Here is a 23,932-nt window from a genome sequence, read left to right on the forward strand (position 1 = left end):
CGGTTCCTTCGATGGCTTGGCGATACAGCTGCATATTATTGATTGTAGGAGCCGTTTTGCGCGAAAAGTTTTTCCAATTCGCTCCAGATGCCCCGGTGGTCGGCGATGGACACCGAGAACCGCAGCATGGTGGACGGCGCCTGTGACGGCGAGAACAGCGTGCCCGGCGCCAGCAGCATGCCGCGGTCGGCGGCGGCACGGGCCAGCACTTCGGTATCCCGCCCGCAATCGGCCCAGACGAACATGCCGGCGTGCGGCTCATGAGGCACCTTCAGCCCCAGTTTCATCAGTCCTTTCATGCAGCGCTGGCGAGCGTCGTCGACCCGCGTGCGGACGCGTTCGATATGACGGCGGTACTGGCCCTCCATGAGGACCCGGTGCACGACGCGCTCGCCCAGTTCGGGCGAGGTCAGTCCCGCCAGCATCTTCAGGTCCGCCAGCCGCTGCAGGACCTCGGGATTGGCAGCCACGTATCCCACGCGCAGGCTGGCGGCCAGCATCTTGGAATAGCCGCTGACGAAGATGACGCGGTTCAGGCGGTCCAGCGCGGCCAGCTTGATGGCGCCGCCCGGATGCAGGTCGCCGTAGGTGTCGTCCTCGACGACCATGAAGTCGTGGCGTTCGGCAATGCGCAGGATGCCGTAGGCCGCTCCGGCGGACAGTGTGTGCCCGGTGGGATTGTGGACCGCGCCGTTGATGATGAAGAGCTTGGGCTTGTGCTGCGCCGCCAGCTGCTCCAGCTGCGCAAGGTCCGGACCATCCGGACCGCGAGGCACGCCGATCAGTTGGGCGCCGAAAGCCGCCAGCCGGCCGAATATGACGAACCAGGCGGGGTCCTCGACCAGGACGGTGTCGCCCGGCTTGACCAGATGCCGCGCGACCAGGTCCAGGCCGTGGGTGACGCCGTTGGTCGTCAGCAGATTGAGTTCGGGATGCGCGGGCACGCCTTCGTTCTGCAGCAGCGCCGCGATCTGCTGGCGCAGGGGCCCGAATCCCTGGGGACTGCCGTAGCTGACCAGGTTGGCGCGCACCGAGCGGCCCACCGCCCGCACGGCGCCCGCCACCATCTCGGGATCCAGCCAGTCGGCCGGGAGCAGGCCCGCGCCGCCGGGCATGCCGGGCGCCTGGGATTCGCGGAACATACTGCGCAGCAACCAGGCGATGTCCACGCGTGCCGGCGCCGCCAGCGTACTGGGCGCGGCCGTGGCCACCGCCGCCAGCGGGCCGCTGCGCGCCCGCACGAAGAACCCCGCGCCACGCCGCGACTGGACCAATCCGCGCGCCACCAGGCGATCGTAGGCTTCGACGACGGTGAAACGGCTGACGCCGGACTGCTCGGCCATTTTCCGGATGGACGGCAGACGAGTGCCGGGGCGCAGGCCTTGTTCGTCGATGCGGCGGGCCAGGCCGTCGGCCAGCTGCGCGACCAGGGTGGCGTCGGCCTGGCGCACGGGCTGCCAGGGGATGGAGGGGGCTGAAGGCGTAACTGTCATGGAGATTTCACCAGGCCAGTGATTAAAGTGACATGCCAAGGTGTACCGGTACTGTACTGATGGCTATGCGTAGAGTGACAGCAATGCGGCCGGCCTGCAACTGCAGGCGCCGCAGATTCCAAAATTCCCCTCCGGTGCCGTCATGACTCGTCCCCTGCTGTACCCCACGCCCCCGGCCCGCCCCGCCGACTCTTCCGCCCTTTGGGAAGGATATGGGTACGGCTTTCTGGGCGTGCTGGTGTTTTCGCTGACCTTGCCGATGACCCGGCTGGCGGTGGCCGAATTGGCCCCCTTGCTGGTGGGGCTGGGCCGCGCGTTGATTGCCGCCCTGCCCGCCGTCGCCCTGCTGTGGCTGACCCGCAGCCGCCGGCCCAATCGGCAGGAATGGCCCGGCGTCCTCCTGGCGGCGCTGGGCATCGTCGTGGGATGGCCGCTGGCTTCGTCCCTTGCGATGCAGACGGTTCCGTCTTCGCAGGGCGCGGTGTTCAACGGCCTGCTGCCGCTATCGACCGCTGCGTTTGCCGCGCTGCGCAGCGGCGAACGCCCGTCTGCCGCCTTCTGGGGCTGGGCCTTCGTGGGCGCCGCGCTGGTCACGGCTTATGCGCTACGCCAGGGGGAAGGCACGCTCACGGCCGGCTACCTGTGGCTGCTGGTGGCCGTGGTGTTGGGCGGGCTGGGTTACGCCGAAGGCGCGCGGGCCTCGCGCACGCTGGGCGGCTGGCGCACAATATGTTGGGCGCTGGCGATCAGCGCCCCCGTGGTCGTCGTCCCCGTAGGCTGGATGGCCGCTCAGCAGGCGCACTGGCCCAGCACGGACGTCGTGGCCGCCTGCGCCTACCTGGCGTTCGGTTCGATGTTCCTGGGCTTTTTCGCCTGGTATCGCGGGCTGGCCGCGGGCGGGATCGCCCGCGTGGGACAAGTGCAGTTGCTGCAACCGTTCCTTACCGTGGTGGCCGCCGCCCTGCTGTTTGGCGAATCCGTCGAGGCCGCGACGTTCGTGTTCGCAGCCGCCGTGATTGCCGTTATTGCCGGTGGCCGCCGCGCCATCGTGAGGACTTCAAAATGAGCCTGTTCACCGCCAACTGGGCTGATATCCCCCTTGCTTCCCTGTCCCTGCTGGGTCCCCTGGCGCTGTTCGCGCTGGTCAGTTCCATCACGCCCGGCCCCAACAATGTAATGCTGGCCTCGTCGGGACTGAACTTCGGCTTTCGCCGCAGCCTGCCTCATTTGCTGGGCGTGAACCTGGGGTTCACGCTGATGATTTTCCTAGTGGGCGTCGGCCTGGGCTCGGTCTTTCAGCAGACGCCCGGCCTGTACACCGTGTTGAAGTACGCGGGCGCCGCCTATCTGCTTTACCTGGCCTGGAAGATTGCAAACTCGGGTCCGCTGGAAGAGGGCAAGGCGCGCGGCAAGCCGTTCACGTTCCTGCAGGCGGCGGCCTTCCAGTGGGTTAATCCCAAGGCGTGGGTGATGGCCGTGGGCGTGGTGGCCACCTACACCCCGCAAAATGGCTTCTTCGCAAACCTGGTGATCGCCACGATCGTGTGTGGCGTGGTCAACCTGCCCAGCATCGGCATCTGGGTGACGTTCGGCACGGCGCTGCGGCGCGTGCTGCACAAGCCGGCGGCGATCCGCGCCTTCAACGTGGGCATGGCCCTGCTGCTGGTGGCGTCGCTCTATCCGGTGGCCCTGGAACTGCTGCGCTAACGGGCAGGTTCAGGCCAGCAGCCCGACCACCACCGCCGGCGTGACCAGCACGTTGAATAGGCCCGCCATCACCATGACCAGGCCGGCGACGGCGCCCTCTTCGGCGGCCATCTCACGCGCTTTGGCGGTGCCCGCCCCGTGCGCGCCCATGCCGAACAGCGCGCCGCGCGCCAGCGCCGAACGCAGCGGCAGCCACCGGCACATCAGTTGCCCGATCGCAGCGCCGAAAACGCCGGTGACGATCACGAAGACGGCGGTCAGATCCGGCACGCCGCCCACGTGGGACGACACGGCCACGGCGAATGGCGTTGCCACGGAACGCGGCAACAGGCTGAGCCGCAGGTCTGGCGGCAGGTCCAGCAAGCTGCCCAGCAGCCAGGCGCTGGCGCCGGCGATGCCGCTACCCACCGCGACACCCGCCGCCAGCACGGGCCAGTAGCGCCGGATCAGGCCGCGCTGTTCATACAGCGGCAGCGCAAACGCCACGATGACGGGTCCCAGCATGGCCATCAGCCAATGCGAGCCGGACATGTAATCCCGATAGCCCGTATGCAGCACGAGCGCCAGCGTCAGCAGGAGCGCGGGCGCGACGACCAGCGTGGACGTCCACCAGTAGGCGTAGCGACGGTAGAAGAGCCGCGCGCACACGTAGGCCGCGACCGTGGCCGCCGGCCAGAACACCAGGTTGAATTCAAACGGCACGGCGATTCATCCAGCGGTAGCAGAAGTCAATGGTCAACGCCGTGCCGGCCATGACCAGCGCGGTGCCGAGCAGAATCACGGCCAGCAGTTTCAAGCCCAGCAAGCCCAGGAATTCGCGGTGGTCCAGCAGCGACATGACCGCGGGCACGAAGAACAGCAGCATCTCCCCAAGCAGCCAGCTTGCGCCACGCTGCACGTTGCGCACCCGCAACCGCCGCGTGGCCAGGAGGACCAGCACCAACGCCATGCCAATCACCCCGCCCGGCACGGGCAGGCCCGAGGCCAGCGCCAGCGCCTGTCCCAGCAGCGAAAACAGGATGATCAAGGCGATCTGCAGCATTCGGCTGCGGCGCAGCGTGCTGCGCAAAAGAACGGAAAGGCGTAAGCGAGACATGTGACAGGGTTCCAGCGGCAAGCTCATGTTTTACGCCTGGCAGCCCTATAGATAAAATGAATTCGAAGAATTCACCTTATTCCAAATCGGCATATATATGGAATTGCGCACCCTTCGCGCGTTGGTCGAGGTCGTCCGCCAAGGCGGCTTTTCGCAGGCCGCCAAAGTCATCTACGCGACCCAGCCCACGGTCAGCAAGGCCGTTCGCCAGTTGGAGGACGAATTGGGCATGCCGTTGCTGGACCGCCACGCCCAACCCTTACGGCTGACCGCCGCAGGCGAGATCGTCTATCGGCGCGCCCTGACGATGTTGGCGGAGCGCGACGACCTGAACGCCGAGCTCGACGAACTGAAGGGATTGAAACGCGGCGTGCTGCGCCTGGGCCTGCCGCCGCTGGGCAGCAGTTCGCTGTTCGCGCCGATGTTCGCGCGCTTTCGCAGCCGCTACCCGCGCATCGAAATCAGCCTGGTGGAACATGGCAGCCGGCGCCTTGAAGAGATGGTAATGGCCGGCGAGATCGAACTGGCGGCGTCGCTGAAGCCGGTGCCCGACAACTTCGAGTGGCAGCCCGTTGCGCGCGAACCGCTGGTGGCCCTGATGCCCGCCGACCATCCGCACGCGCGGGCGAAATCGGTGGGACTGGACGAGTTGCGGGATTCGCCCTTCATCCTGTTCGAAACGGGCTTCGCCCTGAACCGGATCCTTCACGACGCCTGCCAACGCGCCGGCTTTGCGCCGGCCATTGCGGCACGCAGCGGCCAGATCGATTTCATCGTGGCGTTGGTGGCGGCCGGGCTGGGCGTCGCGTTCCTGCCGCGCATCAAGGCCAACGAGGAACTGCACGCAGGCGTGGCGCGCGTGCCCCTGCGCGACGCGGGGACGGATTGGGAGATGGTCCTGGTGTGGCGCCGGGGCGGTTACCTGTCGCACGCCGCACAGGCCTGGCTTGCCCTTACGCGCGAGGTCCATCCCGCCACGGCATGAACGCGCGGCGCTGGGCCCCGCCCGCCGCGCCGGAGTATGCTGATGCCGGAACCCTACCCGACTTGCAGGGTCAGACCATTCATGCCCGCCCTGCCCCGATTTTCCGCCCGTCGACTGTTCGTCGCCATTTTGCTCTGCGCCTCCGGCGTGGTGGGCTGCACGCAACTGGATTCCTGGCAGCGCCAGACGATTTTTTCTCCCCAGTCCGAACCGCAAACCTGGTGGCGCGAGCCTGCTGCGGGCACCGAGGTCTACGACCTGACGCTGGCCAACGACGACAAGGTGCGCGCCTGGTACTGGCAAAGTCCGAACGCGGGCGCTCCCACGGTTCTGTATCTGCATGGCGCGCGATGGAACCTGAACGGCAGCGCGTTTCGCATCGACGGCTGGGCCCGCATGGGCTATTCCGTGCTGGCGATCGACTATCGCGGTTTCGGCGCGTCGTCGCCGCGACTGCCGTCCGAAGAAAGCGCGCTTGAAGACGCCATGGCGGGGCTGAAGGAGTTGGCGCGGCTTCAGCCGGATCCCGCGCGCCGCTTCGTGTACGGACACAGCCTGGGCGGCGCTATCGCCATCGACCTGGCTTCGCGCCCCGAACAGCCGGATTTTGCGGGCCTGATCGTGGAATCCAGCTTCACCAGCATCGGCGCGATGCTGGCGACCCTGCGCTGGGGCAAGGTGCCCGGCGCCAGCCTGCTGGTCACGCAGCCGTTCGCGTCGGTGGACAAGCTGGCGCAGTTGCACACACCGATGCTGTTCATGCATGGCACCGCCGATCGCGTCGTGCCGCACACCATGAGCGATGAATTGTTCGCGGCCGCGCGCAACGTGGCGCCGGACCTGAAGCGCCTGGTGAAGATCGAAGGCGCCTCGCACTCGGGCGCGTTCCGCAGCGGCACGCAATACGAATCGGCCGTGAAGACCTTCATGCAGGACGCCAGCCAGGCCTACCAGCGCAACAAGGGTTAGGCCCGGGCCTCTGCGCCGTCGGCACGACGGGCCAGCCATTTCAGCACCCGGGGCCGGGCGCGGTCGTAGGCCAGGTTGTAGAAGAACGCGTAGGGCAGATAGAACAGCACCAGCGCGATATCCAGCACGAACGCTTCCCACAGGCTGATATTGAGCCACCACGCCGCCAGCGGGATCACGATCAGGATCAGCCCGAATTCGAATCCGAACGCGTGCACCACGCGAATGCGGAAGGTGCGCGTCCAACCCAGGCGGTTTTCAATCCGGTCGAATCCCGCGTTGTAGATCATGTTCCACACCAGCGCGATCCAGGCGATCACGGCCGTGAGCACCCCCATTTCGAACAGGGACTTGCCCATGGCCCACGCCGCCACCGGCGCGCACAGGCCGATCGCGATGATTTCGAACAGAAAGGCGTGAAGGAAACGTTCTTTGATTGTCTTGTTGGCTTGCGTCATGACCCACCTGCGGTCGTTTGCTACGGAGTGACGGCATTGTCCGCGACATTTCCGGTACGATAAAGATAATATCCATCGGAAAAACCGATACACCTCACCCAGACAAGCATGCGCCATTCCCTCGAATCGCTGGCCGCCTTCGCCCAAGTGGCCTCCGAAGGTTCGTTCTCGGCTGCCGCCCGCAAATTGGGCAAGAGCCAGTCCACCATCAGCGAAACGATCGCAAATCTGGAAGTGGACCTGAACGTCACACTGTTCGACCGCAGCCAGCGGCAGCCCTCCCTGACGTCGGCGGGCAAGGTGCTGCTGGGACAGGCCTTGCAGGTGCTGGCCGCCAACGACCGCCTGAACCGCAGCGCCAGCCAGCTTTCCGAAGGCCTGGAACCCCGGCTTACCGTCGTCTTGTCCGATACGTTCCAGTCGCGCACGTTCGAGGCCATGCTCAGCCAGATCGACCAGCGCTATCCCGCGCTGCGGTTCGAATGCCTGATCGCCGAGTACGAGGATGTGGTGGCGCTGGTGCAGCAGGGCCGCGCGCATGTGGGGCTGATGGCCGCGCAGGAGACCTATCCGCCCGACGTGGCGCACGCCTGCCTGGCGGAAGGGTCGGAAATCGTTTTGTGCGTGGGGCGATCCCACGCGCTTGCCAGCCTGCCGGCCGTGACGGCCGACCACCTGAAGGCCGAACGCGAGCTGCGGCTTAGCACCTTTGAACTGGACGACAAGGATGCGACGCCCGCGCACGCAACCTGGTCGGCGCCCGGCTATCTGATGCTGCTGGAAATGGCCAGCCTGGGGTTTGGCTGGACCGAGTTGCCGCGCTGGATGATCCAGCGCTTTGGCGGAGATCAGTTGGTCGAACTGAACGTGCCGGGCTGGCCGCGCCAGATCCGCGTGGACGCGGTGTGGTCCACCCGCCGCGCGCTTGGGCCGGCCGGCGCGTGGCTCTTGCAGAGCCTGACGCAGGGATAGCCTGCCGCGTCAGTCCGCCGGGAACCGCAGGCGCGTGATGCGCACGCCGTTGGCATCCAGCCAGTTGTCCAGCTTGGGATTGGCCAAGACGTCAAATTCGGCCTGCCGCTGGCGCGCCATGGCGTTGTTGCCCGCCGCGTCGCCCAGGGCGGGATGGCACATCAGAAGGTCGCCCTCGCGGGCATTGGCAAGCCAGGTCTTCAGCAGACGCGCATAGCCCCGCCTGCCGCCATCGAACGCATATACGCCCAGGAATCGCCGGTTCGTCAGCAAGCCGTTGGAACGCGCTTCTTGCGCCAGCGCTCGCGCCCCCAACGCGCCGATGATTCGGGCCTTGAGCGTTTCCTTCAGTGGAATGCCGCTATACGTGCCGGGCCTGGTGTGGCGCAGCCACGGCGGATTCGCTGCATAGCGTTGCTTGAGCAGCGCCAGGATGCGCTTGCGGATGCGCGGCAACTGATGCACGTGCTGGTGGCCGTCGACATAGTCCGGCGCGCGGCCGAATGCGGCTTCGAAGGCATCGAACTGCCGGGCCAGCTGCGCATCGATCCAGGCGACGTCAAGGAGACCGGTGTAGGCCTTCAGGATCAACGTGCTTAACGAGGGCATCGGATCCGCCGTCGGATCCAGCGTTTCAGAGAGGTTCACATGCAACCCGATATCCACGTCCAGCGCGTTCAGGCGCGGCGCATTCGCGGCGAACGTCGGGCCCAGCGCCAGGCAGCTCACCGCGCTGAGACGCTGCATGCGCGCCAACGCAATCATGCCCTCGTCGATGTCCGCATTCATGCCAAAATCGTCACCGCACACCGCTACGTTTTTATTCATCTGTCCGCACCTTCATTCTTTCTTCAGTTCCCTTCGACATGCGCGCCCTGCTCCGGCAAATCAGTCTCTTCGTCGCCGTCGGCTGCGCCGCGGCGGCCACCCACTGGGCCGTTGCCGTGGGTTGTGTCGAAGCCTTCGGCGCCCCGCCACTGGCCGCCAACCTGGTCGGATGGCTGACCGCCTTCGTCGTTTCCTTCAGCGGCCATTACCGCCTTACCTTTCGGCAATCGCCCATACCCTGGACCGTGGCGGCCCGCCGTTTCTTCCTGATTTCCGCCATTGGCTTCGCGATCAACGAATCGGCCTACGCGTGGCTGCTGCACGCCACGGACATCCCGTACGACACGCTGCTCGCGCTGATCCTGATCGGGTTGGCGTTCGCCACCTTCGTCGCCAGCCGCCTGTGGGCGTTCCGGCACAAATCGCCTGCTTGAAATCCGCCGGGGCGCGGCGGCAAGCCCAGGTCAGTTCTGAGCCTTTCCTGCGGGACGGCCGCGCCTTTGCCGGACGACGAAGAGCGGCCGGCCCTTTACCTCGTCAAAGATGCGGGCGACGTATTCGCCCACCACGCCCAGCGATATGAGATTGACGCCGGCGAAGAACAGCACCGCCGTGACGATGGTCGTCCAACCGGAAACCGCGTTGCCCGACAACAGATAGTCGCCCACCAGGAAGACGGCGTAGGCCAGCGCCAGCACGGCGAACGCGACACCGACCACGCTGACCAGGCGCAGCGGCCACGTGGTGAAGGCGGTCAGGCCGTCCAACGCAAGGCGAAACAGACGAAGGCCGCTGTAACGGCTGGCGCCATGCATGCGTTCGTCCGGTGTGTAGGGCAAAGCCTCGCCCTTGAAGCCGACCCACGCATACAGGCCTTTCATGAAGCGCGTGCGCTCGGGCAAGGCGATCAGCGCGTCCACCACGCCGCGGTCCATCAGCCGGAAGTCCCCGGCGTGCGCGGGCACCTGCACGCCGCGCGCGCCGCTGAGCAGTTTGTAGAACCAACGCGCGCCCGACCGCTTGATCCAGGATTCGTCGGCGCGGTCCTCGCGCACGGCGTAGACCATCTCGGCGCCGGCCGCCCAGCGCGCAAGCATCTGCTCGATCAGCGCGGGCGGATGCTGCAGGTCGGCGTCCAGGCAGATCACCACGTTTCCGGTGGCGGCCTCCAGGCCGGCGCTGAGCGCGGCTTCCTTGCCAAAGTTGCGGGACAGCTCGACATGCCGGAATCCGTCGTGTTCGACCCATTCCGCCATCAGGTCGTCGGTGCCATCGGTGCTGCCGTCGTCGGCCACGATGATCTCCCAACTGGTGCACAGCGCGGACAGCCGGTTACGCAGCAAGGGCAGCAATACCCGCAGGTTCTCGCATTCGTTCAGGCAGGGAATGACGCAGCTGACACGCGTGTCATAAGGCACGTCCGCCGCCTGCGGCGGCCAAACCGATCTCAGCGGAAACGATTTGGCCGGCAAGTGCTGCAAAAGCGGGTCGGATCGAAATTGGATGTGCATTGGGACTTTGACGACAGGGAATGCGGACACGATGCGGGCAGTATGCGCAGGGCCTCGTCGAATTTTCATGAAATGCCCGCGATGCCCGCGCGGAACGCGGTTCATTAAAATGGCGCGCCATCTCCCGTTAGCAGGTCGTCATGCAATTCCAAGTCCGCCCCATGCTGGCCAGCGATGTGGACGCCATCCTTCTGGCCCAGACCCTGGCCTATCCCCGCTTCCTGCTGGAAAGCGCGGAATTCTTCCTGAATCGTCTTGCCCTGGCCCCGCAATACTGCTGGGTGGCCCAAGCCGGCGAAGGCCTGGCGGGCAAGGAGTTGTTCGGTTATCTCGTTTCCTACCCCTGGGACGCCGGCTTGCCGCCCGCCCTGGATGTGCCATTGACCGCCTTGCCAGCCGGCGCCGACCACTGGTTCCTGCACGACTGCGCGGTCGTGCCGGAGGCGCAAGGGTTGGGCGTGGGCCAGGCCCTGGTGCGCGCGGCCGCCGGGCGCGCCATGCACAATGGCCTGACGCACGCCAGCCTGGTATCGCTGGCGTCCGCGGCGGGCTACTGGCTGCGCCACGGATACGCGCCGCTGGCCGCGAATAGCGCCGGGCTGGCCGATAAGCTGGCCGGGTACGGCCCCAACGCCAGTTACATGTCGCGCGGCTTTCCCTTCTAGGCGGTTTGCGCCGCGGCCCCTCGGCGTCAGATCCACCAAGCGCCGTATGACTCAACCTTCCACCCCGTGTACAGCCAGCCCCCGCCAGCCGTAAGATAGATCCGCAGTCCGCGAGCGATGCGGCGGCAATGGTTCGAATAGCCTGACTTGCTGCGCCCCGGCGGGGCGCGAAGGTTCATATGATCTCGCTTTCGCCCGTCCAGTCTTTTCTCGCCTGCTGCCTGGTCCTCGTCGTCGGACGCGTGCTGACCACCCGCATCGGCATCCTGGCCCGCTACAGCATTCCCGATCCCATCGTGGGCGGCTTGCTGTTCGCCGTGCTGGCTTACCTGCTGTCGACGTGGGGCGGCATGGCGGTCTCACTGGAGACCAGCATCAAGCCCACCCTGCTGCTGCTCTTTTTCGGATGCATCGGGCTGACCGCAGACCTGAAACTGCTGGCCCGCGGCGGCCCCCGCCTCATCGCCTTCCTGATGGTGCTGATTCCGTTCCTGGTCCTGCAGAACGCCGTGGGCCTGGGCATGGCCTGGCTGCTGGACATGCATCCGCTGATGGGCCTTCTGGGCGGCACGATCACGCTGGTGGGCGGACACGGAACCGGCGCCGCGTACGCCACCCGCTTTGCGGATTTCAACAACATCCAGGACGTGATGCCGCTGGCCATGACGGCGGCGACGCTGGGCCTGGTCCTGGGCGGCGTGGTGGGCGGGCCGGTGGCCGAATGGATCATACGGCGCTACAAGGTGTCGGGCAGCAAGGATCCCGCCGCCGGCGAAGGCGGCCAGGTTGTCGACCTGAAAGAGGATCGCCAGCCGCCCAACCCCGGCACCTTCATCCTGTCCCTGACGGCGGCATTCGTCTGCCTGGTGGTGGGCGGCATCCTGGCGGCCTGGGTGGAAAACGCCCCGGTCAGCCTGCCCAATTTCCTGTGGTGCCTGGCCACCGGCGTGGTCATCCGCAACGCCGGCCCGTTGGTGGGAATCAGGCTCGACGACCGCGCGACCGACATCATCGGCACGATTTCGCTGTCGCTCTTCCTGGGCATGACGATGATGACGCTGGACCTGTCCAGCGTCGCCCGGCTGGCCGGTCCGCTGGCGCTGATGCTGGCGGTGCAGACCCTGGTCTGCGCGCTGTACGCCGCCTGGGTGGTGTTCCGGATGCTAAAGCGCGACTACGAAGCGGCCATCATGTCCGCGGCGTTCTGCGGGTTTGCGCTGGGCGCGACGGCTACCGCCATCGCCAACATGCAGGCGCTCACGCGGCGCCACGGCCCCGCGCCCGAGGCCTTCATCGTGGTTCCCGTCACCGGCGCCTTCCTGGTCGACATCCTGAACGTGATCGTCCTGAGCTCGCTGATCCCCTTGCCGTTCGTGGGAGGGATGTAGCCATGTTCAAGAAACTGATTCTGCTTGCGCTTTGCCTGCTGCTGGCGGCTTGCGGCCGCGCGCCGGACACCGACGCCTTGCGCGCCGACGTCGAACGCAGCCTTGCCGCCACCTATGGCCAGGATCTGTTCCGCATCGCCGAACTGCGGCGCATGGGTTCCGCCACCGACAGCACGGCCCCCCCGGGCGAAAAGCGGCGCGTGGTCTATTACGACGTGGATCTGGAGCTGGCCCGAGACATATCGCTGGGCGCCTGGGACCAACCCGGCGCGGCGTCGCTGGTGACGTTGCTGGGCGCGGGCCCGCGCAGCATCAGCGGCGTGAAGTCCGGCGGCAACCAGGCCGGCGACCGCATCGTCGCCCATGCCAGCGCGATCTACCGGCAGGAAGACGGCGCATGGAAACTGGTGACCCCCGCGGGCTTCAAGGCAGCCGAAGCGCCCTCGCTGGACACGGGCGCCCCGCCTACGGTGACTCGCCAATTGCTGGACACGCTGGACCAGATCACGCATTCGGTTTCCTACAGCGCCTCCAGCACAGCGCAGCACGTCGTGCAGCAGGAACTGGAGCGATCGGTGGCCCGCATCAATGGCCGGCTGTCGCGGCTGCAGCAGGGCTACCCGCTGGCCGGGGGGCCCGACCGTGGCGAATACCTAGCGTTCTCCCGCGCGCTCAGCGACGTGGCGCGCGCGCGCCAGATCCGCGTGTCTCCCTTGATCACGGGCGGCGGCGCGGACAACATTGCGCTGCTGCGCAGTGGAGATGCGGTGGTCGGGCTTGCCCAGGCCGACACCGCCCGTCTTGCCTACGAGGGCAAAGGCCCGTTTGCGAAACAGGGTCCGTTCCCCGGCCTGCGCGCGCTGGGCAGCCTTTATCCGGAAATGGTCCACATCGTGGTGCGCGACGATCCCGCGCTGCGCGGGGTGACGGACCTGAAAGGCAAGACGATCGCGCTGGGCCCGGAGGGATCGGCGGTGCGCGCCACGCTGGAATCGGTGCTCGCGGCGCATGGCATGCAGGCCGGCCGCGACTACACCGTGGTGGAGACGCCGTTCATCGCCGCGTTGCCGCTGCTGCACTCTGGAGCCGTGGACGCCGCCGCCCAGGTGATCGGGGTGCCGGCCACGCCGCTGCGCGACGCGCTGATTCCCGCCCAGCTGAAGCTGCTGCCGCTGGACGCCGCGGCGATCAAGACCCTGACGTCGGAGAACAGTGTGCTGATGCCGCTGGACATCTCGGCCGGCACGTATCCCAACCAGCCCGAACGCATTCCCACCGTCGGCATGGCCGCGTTGATGCTGACCACCACCGACCTGACGCGCGACGAGGCGCTGGTGGTCGTGCGCGCCGTGTACCAGACCGGTCAGGACCTGCTGGCAGCCGGCTCGGCGCAGGGATCGCAGGTGTCGGCCGCCACCGCCCGCGTTGGCCTGAGCGTGCCGCTGCACGACGGCGCCGAAGAAGGCATCGCCGAACTGGAGCGTGGCAAACCGCGCTGAGGCCGGTTGCGCTTATGATGGCGCTCCCTATCAGGAATTCCGATGAACAAATTCGACCTCCAAAAGAACCAGGCCCTCAAACTGGCCGGCCAGCTCAAGCAGTCGGCCACGCCTGACCGTTTCGGCGCCGCCTCGCAAATGCCGGACCGGCGCGAACAGCGCAAGCTCGACCAGGCGGCCGGCCTGGTGCCTTTCCCGCTCAAGCTTTCCCAAACGCAAGCCGACAAACTGCGCGCCGCCGCAGCCGAGCGCGGCGTATCCACCAACGACCTCGTCGCCGAAGCGCTGCAGAAAGCGTTGGGCGAATAGTCTTCATGCAGATCTGGGTCGACGCGGACGCCTGCCCCGCGGTCATCAAGGACATTCTGTACCGCGCGGCGCAGCGCTGGCAGGTGCCCTTGACGCTGGTGGCGAACCAGGCGCTCTACACGCCACCGTCACCGCTCATCCGCGCCGTGCAGGTGCCGCGAGGCTTCGACGTGGCCGATGCCCACATCGCCGAACGTGTGGAAAAAGACGACCTGGTCATCACCGGCGACATCCCGCTGGCCGCTCAGGTGCTGGAAAAAGGCGCGATGGCGCTCAATCCCCGTGGCGAACGCTATTCGCCGGAAACCATCCGCGAACGCCTGGCGCTGCGGGACATGATGGAAGAGCTGCGCGCCAGCGGCGTGGACACGGGCGGGCCGTCGTCGTTCAGCCAGGCCGACCGCAAGGCGTTCGCCAACCAGCTGGACGGCCTGCTGTCCCGCGCTGCCCGGCAACGGGCGCAAAAAGGCTGACGTCGCCGGCCGCGACAGCGGTCAATAGAAGGTGATGTACGCCTTGTACAGGATGGCGCCGATGGCGGTGACAAGGCCCAGCCCCATCAACGCCATGCCAAGATTCCGATCCCGGAACCCGAACCCGATCAGCATGAGCGCCACGCCGGTGACGATGATGATGAGCATGGTGTTGGTGTGCGGACCCATGGCCTTCTCCTGTTTGGCGATCCCTGAACCGGTGTGAAGCCCCGGGTTGGGCAGTCGATCGCCGTTCATTAATTCGTTTTATCGATGATAGACAGGCGTGAAACAGGCTGGCCGCGATGCGATGGGCTCGATTGCGGCATATCAGAAGAAGAGTAATGATTTGGCCGGAATGCGGCAACGTGCAAGCGGCGATCAACATGCGGATCGATCAACATGCGGGTCGATCAACACGATGCTGGCGAGACAAAACAAAAAAGCCAACCGATGAAGGTTGGCTTTTTGCTTACTGCCCGAAGAACAAAACCTTGGCCACTCGCGTGAAACCGGCCTTGTCTTTCTGGGGCTCTTCAAATGTTTAAAAACCTTTGAAGGGTCTTTGGTGGGTAGTACTGGGTTCGAACCAGTGACCCCTGCCGTGTGAAGGCAGTGCTCTACCACTGAGCTAACCACCCCGAAAGAGGCGAAATAATAGCACGTTTTTTTGAACGTGTGCAAGTCGCCAAATTAGTTCGCTTATGCCGCGACCTCGGCGGGCGCTTCCAGCTTGCGCCACACGCACTGGCCGTTCACGGATTTGTCCAGCGCGGCCAGGTAGGCTTCGTGCTCGGCCAGTTCTTCGGGGGCTGCGTACAGGACCGGCAGGCCCGAGGCGTCGAACTTCGCCAGCACCACGCCGTCGCTGCCAGTGCCGGCGCTGTCGTCCACGTCGATCAGCAGCGCATCCTGCCCGCGCGTCATGGCGAGCCAGACTTCCGCCAGCAGTTGCGAGTCAAGCAATGCGCCGTGCAGGGTGCGGTGGGCGTTGGAGATGCCGAAGCGGTCGCACAGCGCGTCCAGCGAATTGCGCTTGCCGGGGAAGAGCGACCGGGCGTGCAGCAGCGAGTCGGTGACGGTTTCGCAGAAGTCGTTGATCGGGCCGCGGCCGGTCTTGGCGAGTTCGGCGTTGAAGAATTTCACGTCGAACGCGGCGTTGTGCGCGATCAGTTCGGCGCCTTGGATGAATTTGACGAACTCATCGGCGACCTCGGAGAAGCGCGGCTTGTCCGACAGGAACTCGGTGGTCAGCCCGTGCACCGCCAGCGCCTCGGGGTCGCTGTCGCGGTCCGGGTTCAGGTAGATGTGCAGGTTGTTGCCCGTGGCCATGCGGTTGACGAGCTCGACACAGCCGATTTCAACGATGCGATGGCCCTGGGCAGGGTCCAGTCCGGTGGTTTCCGTGTCAAAGATGATCTGGCGCATAACTCTTTATTCCGACGCTTGGGGCTGCGAGGCCGGCGGCGTCTGCGGGTGATGCGCTTCGCTGCCGGCCGGCTTCTTGCGTGCGGTGGCAATCAGCGTGTAGGCCACCGGCACGACGAACAAGGTCAGTAGTGTACCCAGCATCAGTCCGCCAACCAGAACCCAGCCGATCTGCTGGCGCGATTCCGCCCCTGCGCCAGTGGACAGGGCAAGCGGCACCGTCCCCAGCACCATGGCGCCCGTCGTCATCAGGATGGGCCGCAGACGAAGCACGCTGGCCTCGGTCACTGCCTCGAAAAGCTCCCTGCCCTCGTCGCGAAGCTGATTCGTGAATTCCACGATCAAGATGCCGTGCTTGGTGATCAGGCCCACCAGCGTGATGAGGCCGATCTGGCTGTAGATGGACAGCGTTCCGCCCGTCAGCCACAGGGCCAGCAGCGCGCCCGTCATGGACAGCGGCACCGACAACATAATGATGAACGGGTTGCGCCAGCTTTCGAACTGCGCGGCCAGCACCAGGTAGATGAAGGCCAGCGCCATCGCGAAGACCAGATAGATACTGCCCGACGAATCGCGGAACTCGCGCGACTGCCCGTCCAGGTCCGTCACGATCGTGTTGGGCAGGACGTCGCGCGCCACCTGGTGCATGTGCGTCAGGACTTCGCCCAGCGCGTAGCCCGGCGCCACGGCGGCGTCGATCTTCACGGCGCGCAGCCGGTTGAAGTGGTTCAGCGACTGCGGCGACACGCCCTCGTGCACGCCCAGCAGGTTGTCCAGCTGGACCATGCTGCCGTCGCGCGCCCGCACGTAGATGCCCGAGATATCCGTGGGGTTCGCGCGATCGCGCGGCGTCACCTGCACGATGACGTCGTATTGCTCGCCCTCGTCCTTGTAGCGGGTGACCTGGCGGCCGCCCAGCATGGACTCCAGCGTGCGGCCCACGGTGTCCACGTTGGCGCCCACGTCGGCCATCTTGTCGCGATCCACGCGCACGCGCAGTTCGGGCGTGTTCAGGCGCAGGTCGGTGTCCAGGTTCAACAGGCCGGGATACTTGCGCAGTTCAGTCAGGAAGATCTGGGTCAGCCGCGACAGTTCTTCATACGAAGCCTGGCTCATGATGATGAATTCCACCGGTTTGGAGCGGGCCGACTGGCCCAGCGACGGCGGATTGGTCGGAAAGGCGCGCACGCCGGGCAGCGACGCGAACTGCGGCTGCAATTGCTGCGTGATGGCCTGCTGCTTGCGTTCCCGCTCTTCCCAGGGCTTCAGGCGCAGGATGGCGGTGCCGTCCGTCACGGTGGGAAAGCCCACCGTCACCTGGCTGCCGCTGGCTTCCGGGATGGCGGCATAGAACTGTTCGATGCCCAGCATGCTGTCCAGCGTGTAGTTCAGCGTGGCGCCTTCTGGCGAATTGACGATGCCGAACACGACGCCGCGGTCTTCGACGGGAGCCAGCTCGCTCTTGACCACCTTGAACAGCACGCCGCTGCCGGCCGCCACCGCCAGCCCGATGACCACCACGATCCAGCGGTGCCGCAACGACGCGCCAAGCATGCGCCGGTAGCCGTTGCTCATGCCATTCAGCCAGCCTTCGATCAGGTTGTACCAGCGGCTGTGGCTGCTTTCGTGCCGCAGCAGCACGGAACACATCATGGGTGTCAGCGTCAGCGCCACGAAGCCGGACACCAGCACGGCGCCCGCCAGGGCCAGCGCGAACTCGATGAACAGCCGGCCGGTGCGGCCCGTGGCGAAAGCCAGCGGCGCGTACACGGTCACCAATGTCATGGTCATGGCCACCACGGCAAAACCGATTTCCTTTGATCCGCGCAGCGCCGCTTCCTTGCGCGGCATGCCGTCCTCGATGTGGCGGTAGATGTTTTCCAGCACTACGATGGCGTCGTCCACCACCAACCCGATGGCCAGCACCATGGCCAGCAGCGTCAGCGTATTGATGGAGAAGCCAAACAGGTACATCAGCGCGCAGGCGCCCACCAGCGACACCGGGATGGTGACGATGGGAATGATGCTGGCGCGCAGGTTGCGCAGGAAAAAGAAGATGACCAGCACCACCAGCACGATGGCCTCGCCGATCGTGTGGAAGACGGAATCGATGGAGCGTTCGATGAAGACCGACGAGTCGTACGCGATGTTCAACTTCATGCCGGCCGGCAGGGTTTCGTTCAGCCGTTCGACTTCCTGTCGCGCCGCCTTGGACAGTTCGAGCGGGTTGGCCGTGGACTGCCGGGTGACGCCGATATTGATGGCCGGCTTGCCGTTGAAGCGCGACAGCACCCGATCGTTGGCGGCCGCGATCTCCACCTTGGAGACGTCCCGCAGCCGCACCGGATAGCCCTTCACGTTGGCGACGATCACGTCCTCGAACTGGGCGGGGGTTTGCAGGTCGGTGGACGAAACGACCGAGAACTCGCGGGCGCGCGATTCGATGCGCCCTGCCGGAATTTCCACGTTCTGGCTGCGCAGCGCGGCTTCGACTTCCTGCACCGTCAGGCCGTAGGCGGCCAGCTTGTCGCGGTCGACGTAGATGCGCATGGACGGCAGGCGTTCGCCGAACACGCGCACTTCCGCCGCCCCCGGCAGCACCGACAGGCGGGTCTTGATATACCGGTTAATGTAATCGGAAGTCTGGATCGCCGAAAAGGAACCCGACTCCACGGCGATATAGATGATGGGCTGGGAGTCGGCCTCGACCTTGCCGATGATGGGCTCGTCGATTTCGTCGGGCAGGAAGCGCCGGGCGCGCGATACCTTGTCGCGGACTTCGGCCGCCGCCGCGTCCGGATTGCGCGACAGGTTGAACTTGATGTTGATGAGGCTGCGTTCCGACCGGCTGCGCGAGGTCATCACGTCCACACCCTCGATGCCCGCAAGCTGGTCTTCCAGCGGCTTGGTCACCTGCGATTCGATCACCTCGGGCGATGCGCCTTTGTAGGTGGTGTCCACCGACACGATGGGCTCGTCGATCTTGGGGTATTCGCGCACCGTCAGGCGCGAATACGAAATCAAGCCGATCAGCACGATGACCAGCGACAGGACCGAAGCGAACACCGGCCGTTTGATACAGGTTTCGGAGATACGCATGGCGCTATCGCTGAATGTATGGAGGGGGCCGGCGCTACGAGCCGTTGCCCACGATGGTCACGGACGCGCCGTCCGTCACGCGTTGCAGGCCCGAGACCACGAGCATGTCGTTGGCCGCCACACCCGTCAGGATCTCGACGCGGCCCTCGCGGCGCTCGCCGATCGTCACTTCGCGCCGTTGCGCGACGCCGTTCTCGACCCGGTAAACGTACTGCGTTTCGCCCGAGGGCGATAGCGCGGCTTCCGGCGCGACCAGCGCCTTGTCTTCGTTGAACAGCAGTTGCACCCGGGCAAACATGCCGGGCCGCAGCACGGAATCCTGGTTGGCCACGGTGGCGCGAAGCAGGATGGACCGGCCACCCGCGTCGATCAGCGGGCTGACGGCATAGACGAGGCCACGGCGCTCCTGACCTGGCAGCGCGTCCAGCCGCAGTGTCAGTTGCTGGCCCACGCGCACCTTGCTGAGATACATCTCCGGCACGCGGAAATCCACCTTGAGGGGATCGATTGCCTCGAGCGGCGCCAGATCCTGCCCCTGATTGACGTAATCGCCGACCGACACGCTGCGCAGCCCGACAATGCCGCCAAACGGCGCGGTGATGGTCATTTTGTCCAGGCGGGCCTGGGCCAGCGCCACGGCGGCCTCTTGCACCTTCAGCGTGCTGCCGGCCTCGTCACGCGCCTGCTGGCTGACGAATCCCTTGCCCTGCAGTTCCACCGAGCGCCGGTAATGGCTTTGCGCCAGCGTGAGGTTGGCGCGCGCCTGGGCCAGTTCCGCGCGCGGCACGGAATCGTCCAGGCGGATCAGCGACTGGCCTTGCTTGACGGGCTGGCCTTCCTTGAATTCGATCGCCTGGATGCGGCCGGCCACTTCCGGGCGCAGCACGACGGATTCGTCGGAGCGCAGGCTGCCCACCGCCGACAAGCCGCGGGCAAAGGGGATTTCCTGGACGGGCGCGACGGCGACCCGGGCCGGGGCGGCGGGCGCCGCAGGAGGTTTCGAAGTGGCTTGGGCAGGCGTGGCGGCGGGCGCCAGCCAGCGTGGAACAAAAACGCCGAGTGCGGCCCCCGCGGCCAATCCTGCCGCAACGGCGGCCAGCAGTACTGCTTTTTTCATGCGCGAATGTGGCGGTATTGCGGCGCGGGCCAGACTTGCCCTGCTCGGACGGCGCCGCAGGAACTGGATGGAGGGTTGGCACTTTAGCACCCGAATTTACATACTGGAACAATCCTGAAGCAGGATGAAAGAACTAAATCCGCCCTTGAAGGCGGATTTGAGGGTATATCCGGATGCCGATAGCGTGGCCGAACTCGCCGAAGCGGGCGACCGGGGCGCGGAGCGCGCCGATTCAGCCGCCAGTGGCTACGACGGCGCCGACGTCTTGTTCACGCGCGGCGAGCCACTTCGACGCCCATGTTGGCCAGCTGGTCGGCGCGTTCGTTGCCCGGGTCGCCCGCATGGCCGCGGACCCAGCGCCAGGAGACTTCGTGGCGCTGGACCTGTTCATCCAGCGCCTGCCAGAGCTCGGCGTTCTTGACCGGCTTTTTCTCGGCCGTGATCCAGCCGCGCCGCTTCCAGTTGACCAGCCACTCGGTCATGCCCTTCATGACATATTGGGAATCGGTGTGGATGGTGACGACGCAGGGACGCTTGAGCGCGCGCAGGCCTTCGATGACGGCCAGCAGCTCCATCCGGTTGTTGGTGGTCTGGAGTTCGCCGCCATGCAGCGTTTTCTCGTGCGTGCCCGCGCGCATCAGCACGCCCCAGCCGCCGGGACCGGGATTGCCCTTGCAGGCGCCGTCGGTCCACATTTCCACTTTCTGGTCGTTCGATTTGTTGTCCTGCATGGTGCTGCGTGGTTTTCCTTGTTCGTGCAATGTGAGGCCGACCTGGCCGCTCAGGTGCGGTCGAAGCCGTCGTCCGCGTGGCGGTTGACCACCACCGACGCGGCGCGCGCGCGCTTGGGTTTGGTTTTCCAGGCAGGCCCGATGATACGCATGCTGGCCACGCGCTTGACGGCCGACACCATATAGACCGCCCCGCCCAGGCTCCACCAGCGGGCGCCGGCGGACTCCAGGAAGTTCCAGCGCTGCAGCCATTTTTCGCTGCGGCAGGCGGGCGCGTAGCAGCCGAACTGGCTTTCGTCGACTTCCAGCGAAAGCAGCTTGAACCAGTCTTTGAGCCGCGCCAGCGATACCTGGGATGACGGCGGCTGCGGCAGCCATGGCTCCATGCCGGGCATCCGGGTGCGCGCGCCCCACATGCTCCAGGGATTGAAGCCCGAGATGACGACCCGCCCTTCAGGAACCAGCACGCGCTCGACTTCGCGCAGCACGTTGTGGGGCTCGGGCGTGCATTCGAAGGCGTGCGGCAAAATCAAGAGGTCTACGCTTTGGGATTCGAACGGCAGGGCCTCAGGTTGCGACACGACCACCCGCGACTGCCAGGCGGCCATGTTTTCCGGCATGGGCGTTTCGGTGCCCACGTAGCCCTTGAACGGCATCCGGTTCGCGCGCAGCAGGTTCATGTCGGCCAGACCGACCTGCCAGGCGTAATATCCGAAGACATCCGCGACGGCCGCGTCGAACTGGGCGCGCTCCCAGGCCAGCACGTACTGGCCCGGCGGCGTCTGGAACCATTCGGCCAGTTCTACAATCGGCGGAGTTTCTTCTGCCACGTTTTTATCCTTCGAATCCCATGCAAGCCTTGACCGCCCCCGCAGGCGGCCGCGAACGCAACGCCGCGGTCTTGCCTTTGCCAGCCTTTTCCGACAACTACATCTGGGCCATCGTCCGCGACGGCCAGGCGGCGGTCGTGGACCCCGGAGAAGCAGGCCCGGTGCTGCGGTTTCTTGAGCAGCAAGGCTTGAGGCTGCGCGCCATTCTACTCACGCACCATCATGGCGACCATGTGGGAGGCGTACTTGAATTGTCACGCATCGAGGGCATCACCGTATATGGTCCCGCGCGCGAACGCTTGCCGCGCTGCGACGTTGCGCTGACCGAAGGCGACCGCGTGACCCTGCCCGAACTGGACCTGGATCTGGCCGTGCTGGACGTGCCGGGCCACACCGCCGGGCACATTGCCTACGTCGGCCGGGCGGCCGGCGTGGAGCCCGCATTGTTCTGCGGCGACACCCTGTTTGCGGGCGGCTGTGGCCGGCTTTTTGAAGGCACACCGCCGCAAATGTATGATTCCTTGGAAAAATTTTCCGTTTTACCGCCCGATACAAAGGTTTTTTGCGCGCACGAGTACACTCTAGCGAACCTGCGCTGGGCTCTGGCGGTCGAACCGACCAACCGCGAACTGCAATCGTGGCAGCTGCAAGCCCAGCAATTACGCGCGGATGGTCAGCCCACGCTACCTTCGACCATCGGCCAGGAACGCGCGACCAATCCGTTTTTGCGCACGCAGCAGCCCGACGTCGTCCAGGCCGCTGCAAGCTGGGCGGGACGCAGCCAGAATTCGCCGGTAGAGGTCTTTGCCTCCCTTCGTGAATGGAAGAACGATTTCAAGTGACCACCTGATGAATCTATCCCGACTCCTTCTGCCGCTCATGGTGGCAGTCCTCGCCGGTTGCGCAGGAACCAAAGCTCCCGATAGCAAGAATCTCACTACCAATTCCCAAGGCCGCTACATCGCGCGGGATACGTCCCGGACGATCGACCTGACCAACCCGCCAGCCGATGCCTGGGACCGCATCCGCCGCGGTTTCGCCATCCCCAACCTGAATACCGACCTCTCCAAGCAGTGGACCGACTACTACGCGTCCCACCCGGAATCGGTGCAGCGCATGGCGGAACGCGCCGGCAAATACCTGTACTTCATCGTTGACGAGATCAATCGTCGCGGGCTGCCTACCGAACTGGCGCTGCTGCCCTTCGTGGAAAGCGCGTACAACCCGACCGCGCTGTCGCGGGCCCAGGCATCCGGCCTGTGGCAGTTCGTGCCGGCCACCGGCCAGCACTTCAACCTGAAGCAGGACTGGTGGCGCGACGAGCGCCGCGACCCCATCGCCTCCACCAACGCGGCGCTGGACTACCTGGAAAAGCTGTTTGAAATGCAGGGCGACTGGTACCTGGCCCTGGCCTCGTACAACTGGGGCGAAGGCTCGGTGCAGCGCGCCATGGCCAAGAACGAAGCCGCCGGCCAGAACACCGACTACCTGTCGCTGAACATGCCGGACGAGACCCGCAACTACGTGCCCAAGCTGCAGGCCATCAAGAACATCATCGCCGACCCGCAGCGCTATGCGGTGGCGCTGCCCCCCGTGGGCAATACGCCGTACTTCGTGACGGTGCAGAAGAACAGCGACATCGACCAGGAAATCGCCGCCAAGCTGGCCGAAATGCCGCTGGACGAATTCAAGGCCCTGAACCCGTCGTTCAACCGCCCGGTCATCCGCGGCGACCACGGCCCCACGCTGCTGCTGCCGGCTGACCGCGTCGAGACCTTCAACGCGAACCTGACCAACTACAAGGGCGACCTGTCCGCCTGGAAGGTCTATCACACGCGCCGCGGCGAATCCTACGCCTCGATCGCCAAGCGTTTCGGCGTGACCGAAGCGTCGCTGCGCCAGACCAACGACATCGGCTCGCGCCAGAAGTCGGCCACCGGCCAATCGCTGCTGGTGCCCGGCGAACCCGGCACGGGCGGCATCCAGATCGCGTCCCTGGCGCCCCCCGTGGGCGCGCTGGACTCGGCGCCGCAAGACAACAAGGCCGCGGCCCCGCGTGGCCGCGCCGCCCAGGCGCCCGCCGCCCGCGTGTCCAGCGCCCGCCCGAACGTGCGCAGCCACAAGGTGCGCCAGGGCGACACCCTGTTCTCGCTGGCCAAACAGTACGGCACCACGGTCGACGCGCTGCGCGCGCTCAACAACCTGAAGGGCAGCGCCCTGAAGATCGGCACGCAACTGCGCGTTCCGGGCACGAACGCCCGCGGCTGACGCAACATTCAGGACAGCGCGGCGCCCGAACCGGCGCCGCGTTTCCATGCCCGCTGGCCCGCCAAATTCCTTAAAATAGGCGGTCTCCAGAAGGGAAAAAATCAAA

Annotated in this window: 26 protein-coding genes and 1 tRNA gene; 14 read left to right on the forward strand and 13 right to left on the reverse strand. The window is 65.8% G+C overall.

The features are described 5' to 3' along the window. Nucleotides 1–35: 35 nt before the first annotated feature. Nucleotides 36–1,451 carry a PLP-dependent aminotransferase family protein gene (locus tag RT614_RS26065; RefSeq protein WP_313625302.1) on the reverse strand — a complete coding sequence of 472 codons (1,416 nt, stop codon included), beginning with the start codon at nt 1,449–1,451 and terminating at the stop codon, nt 36–38. A gap of 184 nt (nt 1,452–1,635) precedes the next feature. Between RT614_RS26065 and RT614_RS26070 the strand changes: the two genes are divergently transcribed. Next, entirely contained in the window at nt 1,636–2,559 is a 924-nt protein-coding gene (locus RT614_RS26070) for a DMT family transporter (protein ID WP_313625176.1), read from the forward strand. After that, nucleotides 2,556–3,200 carry a LysE family translocator gene (locus RT614_RS26075; RefSeq protein WP_313625177.1) on the forward strand — a complete coding sequence of 215 codons (645 nt, stop codon included), beginning with the start codon at nt 2,556–2,558 and terminating at the stop codon, nt 3,198–3,200. Before RT614_RS26070 ends, RT614_RS26075 begins: the two co-directional genes overlap by 4 nt. 9 nt (nt 3,201–3,209) lie before the next feature. Here RT614_RS26075 and RT614_RS26080 read toward each other — a convergent pair whose 3' ends face one another. Together RT614_RS26080 and RT614_RS26085 are read right to left on the reverse strand one after the other, a co-directional pair. Then, complete coding sequence (locus RT614_RS26080; RefSeq protein ID WP_313625179.1) at nt 3,210–3,902, reverse strand: LrgB family protein; 693 nt, start codon at nt 3,900–3,902, stop codon at nt 3,210–3,212. Further along, complete coding sequence (locus RT614_RS26085; RefSeq protein WP_313625181.1) at nt 3,892–4,296, reverse strand: CidA/LrgA family protein; 405 nt, start codon at nt 4,294–4,296, stop codon at nt 3,892–3,894. Before RT614_RS26085 ends, RT614_RS26080 begins: the two co-directional genes overlap by 11 nt. A 97-nt stretch (nt 4,297–4,393) precedes the next feature. Here RT614_RS26085 and RT614_RS26090 point away from each other — a divergent pair, with 97 nt between their 5' ends. Both RT614_RS26090 and RT614_RS26095 read left to right on the forward strand, forming a co-directional pair. Next, entirely contained in the window at nt 4,394–5,281 is an 888-nt protein-coding gene (locus tag RT614_RS26090; protein WP_313625183.1) for a LysR family transcriptional regulator, read from the forward strand. An 81-nt stretch (nt 5,282–5,362) separates the two neighbouring features. Beyond that, complete coding sequence (locus tag RT614_RS26095; protein ID WP_313625184.1) at nt 5,363–6,250, forward strand: alpha/beta fold hydrolase; 888 nt, start codon at nt 5,363–5,365, stop codon at nt 6,248–6,250. Here the strand turns inward: RT614_RS26095 and RT614_RS26100 are convergent. Beyond that, nucleotides 6,247–6,708, reverse strand: a complete 462-nt coding sequence (locus RT614_RS26100) for a multidrug/biocide efflux PACE transporter (protein WP_313625186.1) — start codon at nt 6,706–6,708, stop codon at nt 6,247–6,249. The genes RT614_RS26095 and RT614_RS26100 overlap by 4 nt on opposite strands. Nucleotides 6,709–6,816: 108 nt before the next feature. On the opposite strand from RT614_RS26100, the gene RT614_RS26105 reads away from it, so the two are divergent. Beyond that, entirely contained in the window at nt 6,817–7,680 is an 864-nt protein-coding gene (locus RT614_RS26105) for a LysR family transcriptional regulator (protein WP_313625188.1), read from the forward strand. Nucleotides 7,681–7,689: 9 nt separating this feature from the next. Here RT614_RS26105 and RT614_RS26110 read toward each other — a convergent pair whose 3' ends face one another. Then, entirely contained in the window at nt 7,690–8,508 is an 819-nt protein-coding gene (locus tag RT614_RS26110; protein WP_313625190.1) for a ChbG/HpnK family deacetylase, read from the reverse strand. A gap of 38 nt (nt 8,509–8,546) precedes the next feature. On the opposite strand from RT614_RS26110, the gene RT614_RS26115 reads away from it, so the two are divergent. After that, nucleotides 8,547–8,942 carry a GtrA family protein gene (locus RT614_RS26115; RefSeq protein WP_313625192.1) on the forward strand — a complete coding sequence of 132 codons (396 nt, stop codon included), beginning with the start codon at nt 8,547–8,549 and terminating at the stop codon, nt 8,940–8,942. 30 nt (nt 8,943–8,972) lie between these two features. Here RT614_RS26115 and RT614_RS26120 read toward each other — a convergent pair whose 3' ends face one another. Continuing rightward, on the reverse strand, nt 8,973–10,019 hold the full coding sequence (locus RT614_RS26120; protein ID WP_313625193.1) for a glycosyltransferase family 2 protein: 1,047 nt from the start codon (nt 10,017–10,019) through the stop codon (nt 8,973–8,975). 161 nt (nt 10,020–10,180) lie between these two features. On the opposite strand from RT614_RS26120, the gene RT614_RS26125 reads away from it, so the two are divergent. The 5 genes from RT614_RS26125 (at nt 10,181) to RT614_RS26145 (ending at nt 14,353) form a co-directional block, all read left to right on the forward strand. Beyond that, the gene (locus RT614_RS26125; RefSeq protein WP_313625303.1) at nt 10,181–10,684 is read left to right on the forward strand and encodes a GNAT family N-acetyltransferase; all 504 of its coding nucleotides are present in this window, start codon (nt 10,181–10,183) and stop codon (nt 10,682–10,684) included. Between the two features lie 179 nt (nt 10,685–10,863). Then, a complete protein-coding gene (gene gltS / locus RT614_RS26130; RefSeq protein ID WP_313625195.1) occupies nt 10,864–12,072 on the forward strand; it encodes a sodium/glutamate symporter in 1,209 nt (402 codons plus the stop codon). Between the two features lie 2 nt (nt 12,073–12,074). Next, complete coding sequence (locus RT614_RS26135; RefSeq protein WP_313625197.1) at nt 12,075–13,571, forward strand: TAXI family TRAP transporter solute-binding subunit; 1,497 nt, start codon at nt 12,075–12,077, stop codon at nt 13,569–13,571. Between the two features lie 42 nt (nt 13,572–13,613). After that, on the forward strand, nt 13,614–13,880 hold the full coding sequence (locus tag RT614_RS26140; RefSeq protein WP_313625198.1) for a hypothetical protein: 267 nt from the start codon (nt 13,614–13,616) through the stop codon (nt 13,878–13,880). A 5-nt stretch (nt 13,881–13,885) separates the two neighbouring features. Beyond that, on the forward strand, nt 13,886–14,353 hold the full coding sequence (locus tag RT614_RS26145) for a YaiI/YqxD family protein (RefSeq protein WP_313625200.1): 468 nt from the start codon (nt 13,886–13,888) through the stop codon (nt 14,351–14,353). Nucleotides 14,354–14,374: 21 nt separating this feature from the next. On the opposite strand, the gene RT614_RS26150 is transcribed toward RT614_RS26145, so the two are convergent. Next, nucleotides 14,375–14,542 (reverse strand): hypothetical protein, encoded by a 168-nt coding sequence (locus RT614_RS26150; RefSeq protein WP_313625202.1) that lies wholly within the window; start codon nt 14,540–14,542, stop codon nt 14,375–14,377. A 97-nt stretch (nt 14,543–14,639) separates the two neighbouring features. Here RT614_RS26150 and RT614_RS26155 point away from each other — a divergent pair, with 97 nt between their 5' ends. Then, nucleotides 14,640–14,810 (forward strand): hypothetical protein, encoded by a 171-nt coding sequence (locus tag RT614_RS26155; RefSeq protein ID WP_313625203.1) that lies wholly within the window; start codon nt 14,640–14,642, stop codon nt 14,808–14,810. A 109-nt stretch (nt 14,811–14,919) separates the two neighbouring features. On the opposite strand, the gene RT614_RS26160 is transcribed toward RT614_RS26155, so the two are convergent. The 6 genes from RT614_RS26160 to RT614_RS26185 form a co-directional block, all read right to left on the reverse strand. Next, nucleotides 14,920–14,994: transfer RNA gene (locus tag RT614_RS26160), tRNA-Val, on the reverse strand. Between the two features lie 61 nt (nt 14,995–15,055). Further along, the gene (dnaQ, locus tag RT614_RS26165; protein ID WP_313625204.1) at nt 15,056–15,781 is read right to left on the reverse strand and encodes a DNA polymerase III subunit epsilon; all 726 of its coding nucleotides are present in this window, start codon (nt 15,779–15,781) and stop codon (nt 15,056–15,058) included. A 6-nt stretch (nt 15,782–15,787) separates the two neighbouring features. Beyond that, complete coding sequence (locus RT614_RS26170) at nt 15,788–18,880, reverse strand: efflux RND transporter permease subunit (RefSeq protein WP_313625206.1); 3,093 nt, start codon at nt 18,878–18,880, stop codon at nt 15,788–15,790. A gap of 34 nt (nt 18,881–18,914) precedes the next feature. Beyond that, nucleotides 18,915–19,997 carry an efflux RND transporter periplasmic adaptor subunit gene (locus tag RT614_RS26175; RefSeq protein WP_313625207.1) on the reverse strand — a complete coding sequence of 361 codons (1,083 nt, stop codon included), beginning with the start codon at nt 19,995–19,997 and terminating at the stop codon, nt 18,915–18,917. A 269-nt stretch (nt 19,998–20,266) separates the two neighbouring features. Further along, a complete protein-coding gene (gene rnhA / locus RT614_RS26180) occupies nt 20,267–20,728 on the reverse strand; it encodes a ribonuclease HI (RefSeq protein WP_313625208.1) in 462 nt (153 codons plus the stop codon). 50 nt (nt 20,729–20,778) lie between these two features. Next, nucleotides 20,779–21,558, reverse strand: coding sequence for a methyltransferase domain-containing protein (locus tag RT614_RS26185; protein WP_313625210.1), 780 nt, complete (start codon nt 21,556–21,558; stop codon nt 20,779–20,781). 20 nt (nt 21,559–21,578) lie between these two features. On the opposite strand from RT614_RS26185, the gene gloB reads away from it, so the two are divergent. Continuing rightward, nucleotides 21,579–22,400, forward strand: a complete 822-nt coding sequence (gene gloB / locus RT614_RS26190) for a hydroxyacylglutathione hydrolase (RefSeq protein ID WP_313625212.1) — start codon at nt 21,579–21,581, stop codon at nt 22,398–22,400. Between the two features lie 7 nt (nt 22,401–22,407). Further along, complete coding sequence (locus RT614_RS26195; RefSeq protein ID WP_313625214.1) at nt 22,408–23,826, forward strand: transglycosylase SLT domain-containing protein; 1,419 nt, start codon at nt 22,408–22,410, stop codon at nt 23,824–23,826. The last annotated feature ends 106 nt before the right edge of the window (nt 23,827–23,932 follow it).

The organism is Achromobacter sp., assembly GCF_032102605.1.
Lineage (GTDB): Bacteria > Pseudomonadota > Gammaproteobacteria > Burkholderiales > Burkholderiaceae_B > Achromobacter.

Excerpts from the sequence above, each read along its gene's own strand:
- RT614_RS26110 (WP_313625190.1), bottom strand. The coding sequence starts at position 8,508 with ATGAATAAAAACGTAGCGGTGTGCGGTGACGATTTTGGCATGAATGCG.
- RT614_RS26095 (WP_313625184.1), top strand. The coding sequence starts at position 5,363 with ATGCCCGCCCTGCCCCGATTTTCCGCCCGTCGACTGTTCGTCGCCATT.
- gltS (WP_313625195.1), top strand. The coding sequence starts at position 10,864 with ATGATCTCGCTTTCGCCCGTCCAGTCTTTTCTCGCCTGCTGCCTGGTC.
- RT614_RS26195 (WP_313625214.1), top strand. The coding sequence starts at position 22,408 with ATGAATCTATCCCGACTCCTTCTGCCGCTCATGGTGGCAGTCCTCGCC.
- RT614_RS26120 (WP_313625193.1), bottom strand. The coding sequence starts at position 10,019 with ATGCACATCCAATTTCGATCCGACCCGCTTTTGCAGCACTTGCCGGCC.
- RT614_RS26175 (WP_313625207.1), bottom strand. The coding sequence starts at position 19,997 with ATGAAAAAAGCAGTACTGCTGGCCGCCGTTGCGGCAGGATTGGCCGCG.
- RT614_RS26150 (WP_313625202.1), bottom strand. The coding sequence starts at position 14,542 with ATGGGTCCGCACACCAACACCATGCTCATCATCATCGTCACCGGCGTG.
- RT614_RS26145 (WP_313625200.1), top strand. The coding sequence starts at position 13,886 with ATGCAGATCTGGGTCGACGCGGACGCCTGCCCCGCGGTCATCAAGGAC.
- RT614_RS26085 (WP_313625181.1), bottom strand. The coding sequence starts at position 4,296 with ATGTCTCGCTTACGCCTTTCCGTTCTTTTGCGCAGCACGCTGCGCCGC.
- dnaQ (WP_313625204.1), bottom strand. The coding sequence starts at position 15,781 with ATGCGCCAGATCATCTTTGACACGGAAACCACCGGACTGGACCCTGCC.
- RT614_RS26075 (WP_313625177.1), top strand. The coding sequence starts at position 2,556 with ATGAGCCTGTTCACCGCCAACTGGGCTGATATCCCCCTTGCTTCCCTG.
- RT614_RS26135 (WP_313625197.1), top strand. The coding sequence starts at position 12,075 with ATGTTCAAGAAACTGATTCTGCTTGCGCTTTGCCTGCTGCTGGCGGCT.
- RT614_RS26105 (WP_313625188.1), top strand. The coding sequence starts at position 6,817 with ATGCGCCATTCCCTCGAATCGCTGGCCGCCTTCGCCCAAGTGGCCTCC.
- RT614_RS26125 (WP_313625303.1), top strand. The coding sequence starts at position 10,181 with ATGCTGGCCAGCGATGTGGACGCCATCCTTCTGGCCCAGACCCTGGCC.
- RT614_RS26115 (WP_313625192.1), top strand. The coding sequence starts at position 8,547 with ATGCGCGCCCTGCTCCGGCAAATCAGTCTCTTCGTCGCCGTCGGCTGC.
- RT614_RS26100 (WP_313625186.1), bottom strand. The coding sequence starts at position 6,708 with ATGACGCAAGCCAACAAGACAATCAAAGAACGTTTCCTTCACGCCTTT.
- RT614_RS26070 (WP_313625176.1), top strand. The coding sequence starts at position 1,636 with ATGACTCGTCCCCTGCTGTACCCCACGCCCCCGGCCCGCCCCGCCGAC.
- gloB (WP_313625212.1), top strand. The coding sequence starts at position 21,579 with ATGCAAGCCTTGACCGCCCCCGCAGGCGGCCGCGAACGCAACGCCGCG.
- rnhA (WP_313625208.1), bottom strand. The coding sequence starts at position 20,728 with ATGCAGGACAACAAATCGAACGACCAGAAAGTGGAAATGTGGACCGAC.
- RT614_RS26140 (WP_313625198.1), top strand. The coding sequence starts at position 13,614 with ATGAACAAATTCGACCTCCAAAAGAACCAGGCCCTCAAACTGGCCGGC.
- RT614_RS26090 (WP_313625183.1), top strand. The coding sequence starts at position 4,394 with ATGGAATTGCGCACCCTTCGCGCGTTGGTCGAGGTCGTCCGCCAAGGC.
- RT614_RS26170 (WP_313625206.1), bottom strand. The coding sequence starts at position 18,880 with ATGCGTATCTCCGAAACCTGTATCAAACGGCCGGTGTTCGCTTCGGTC.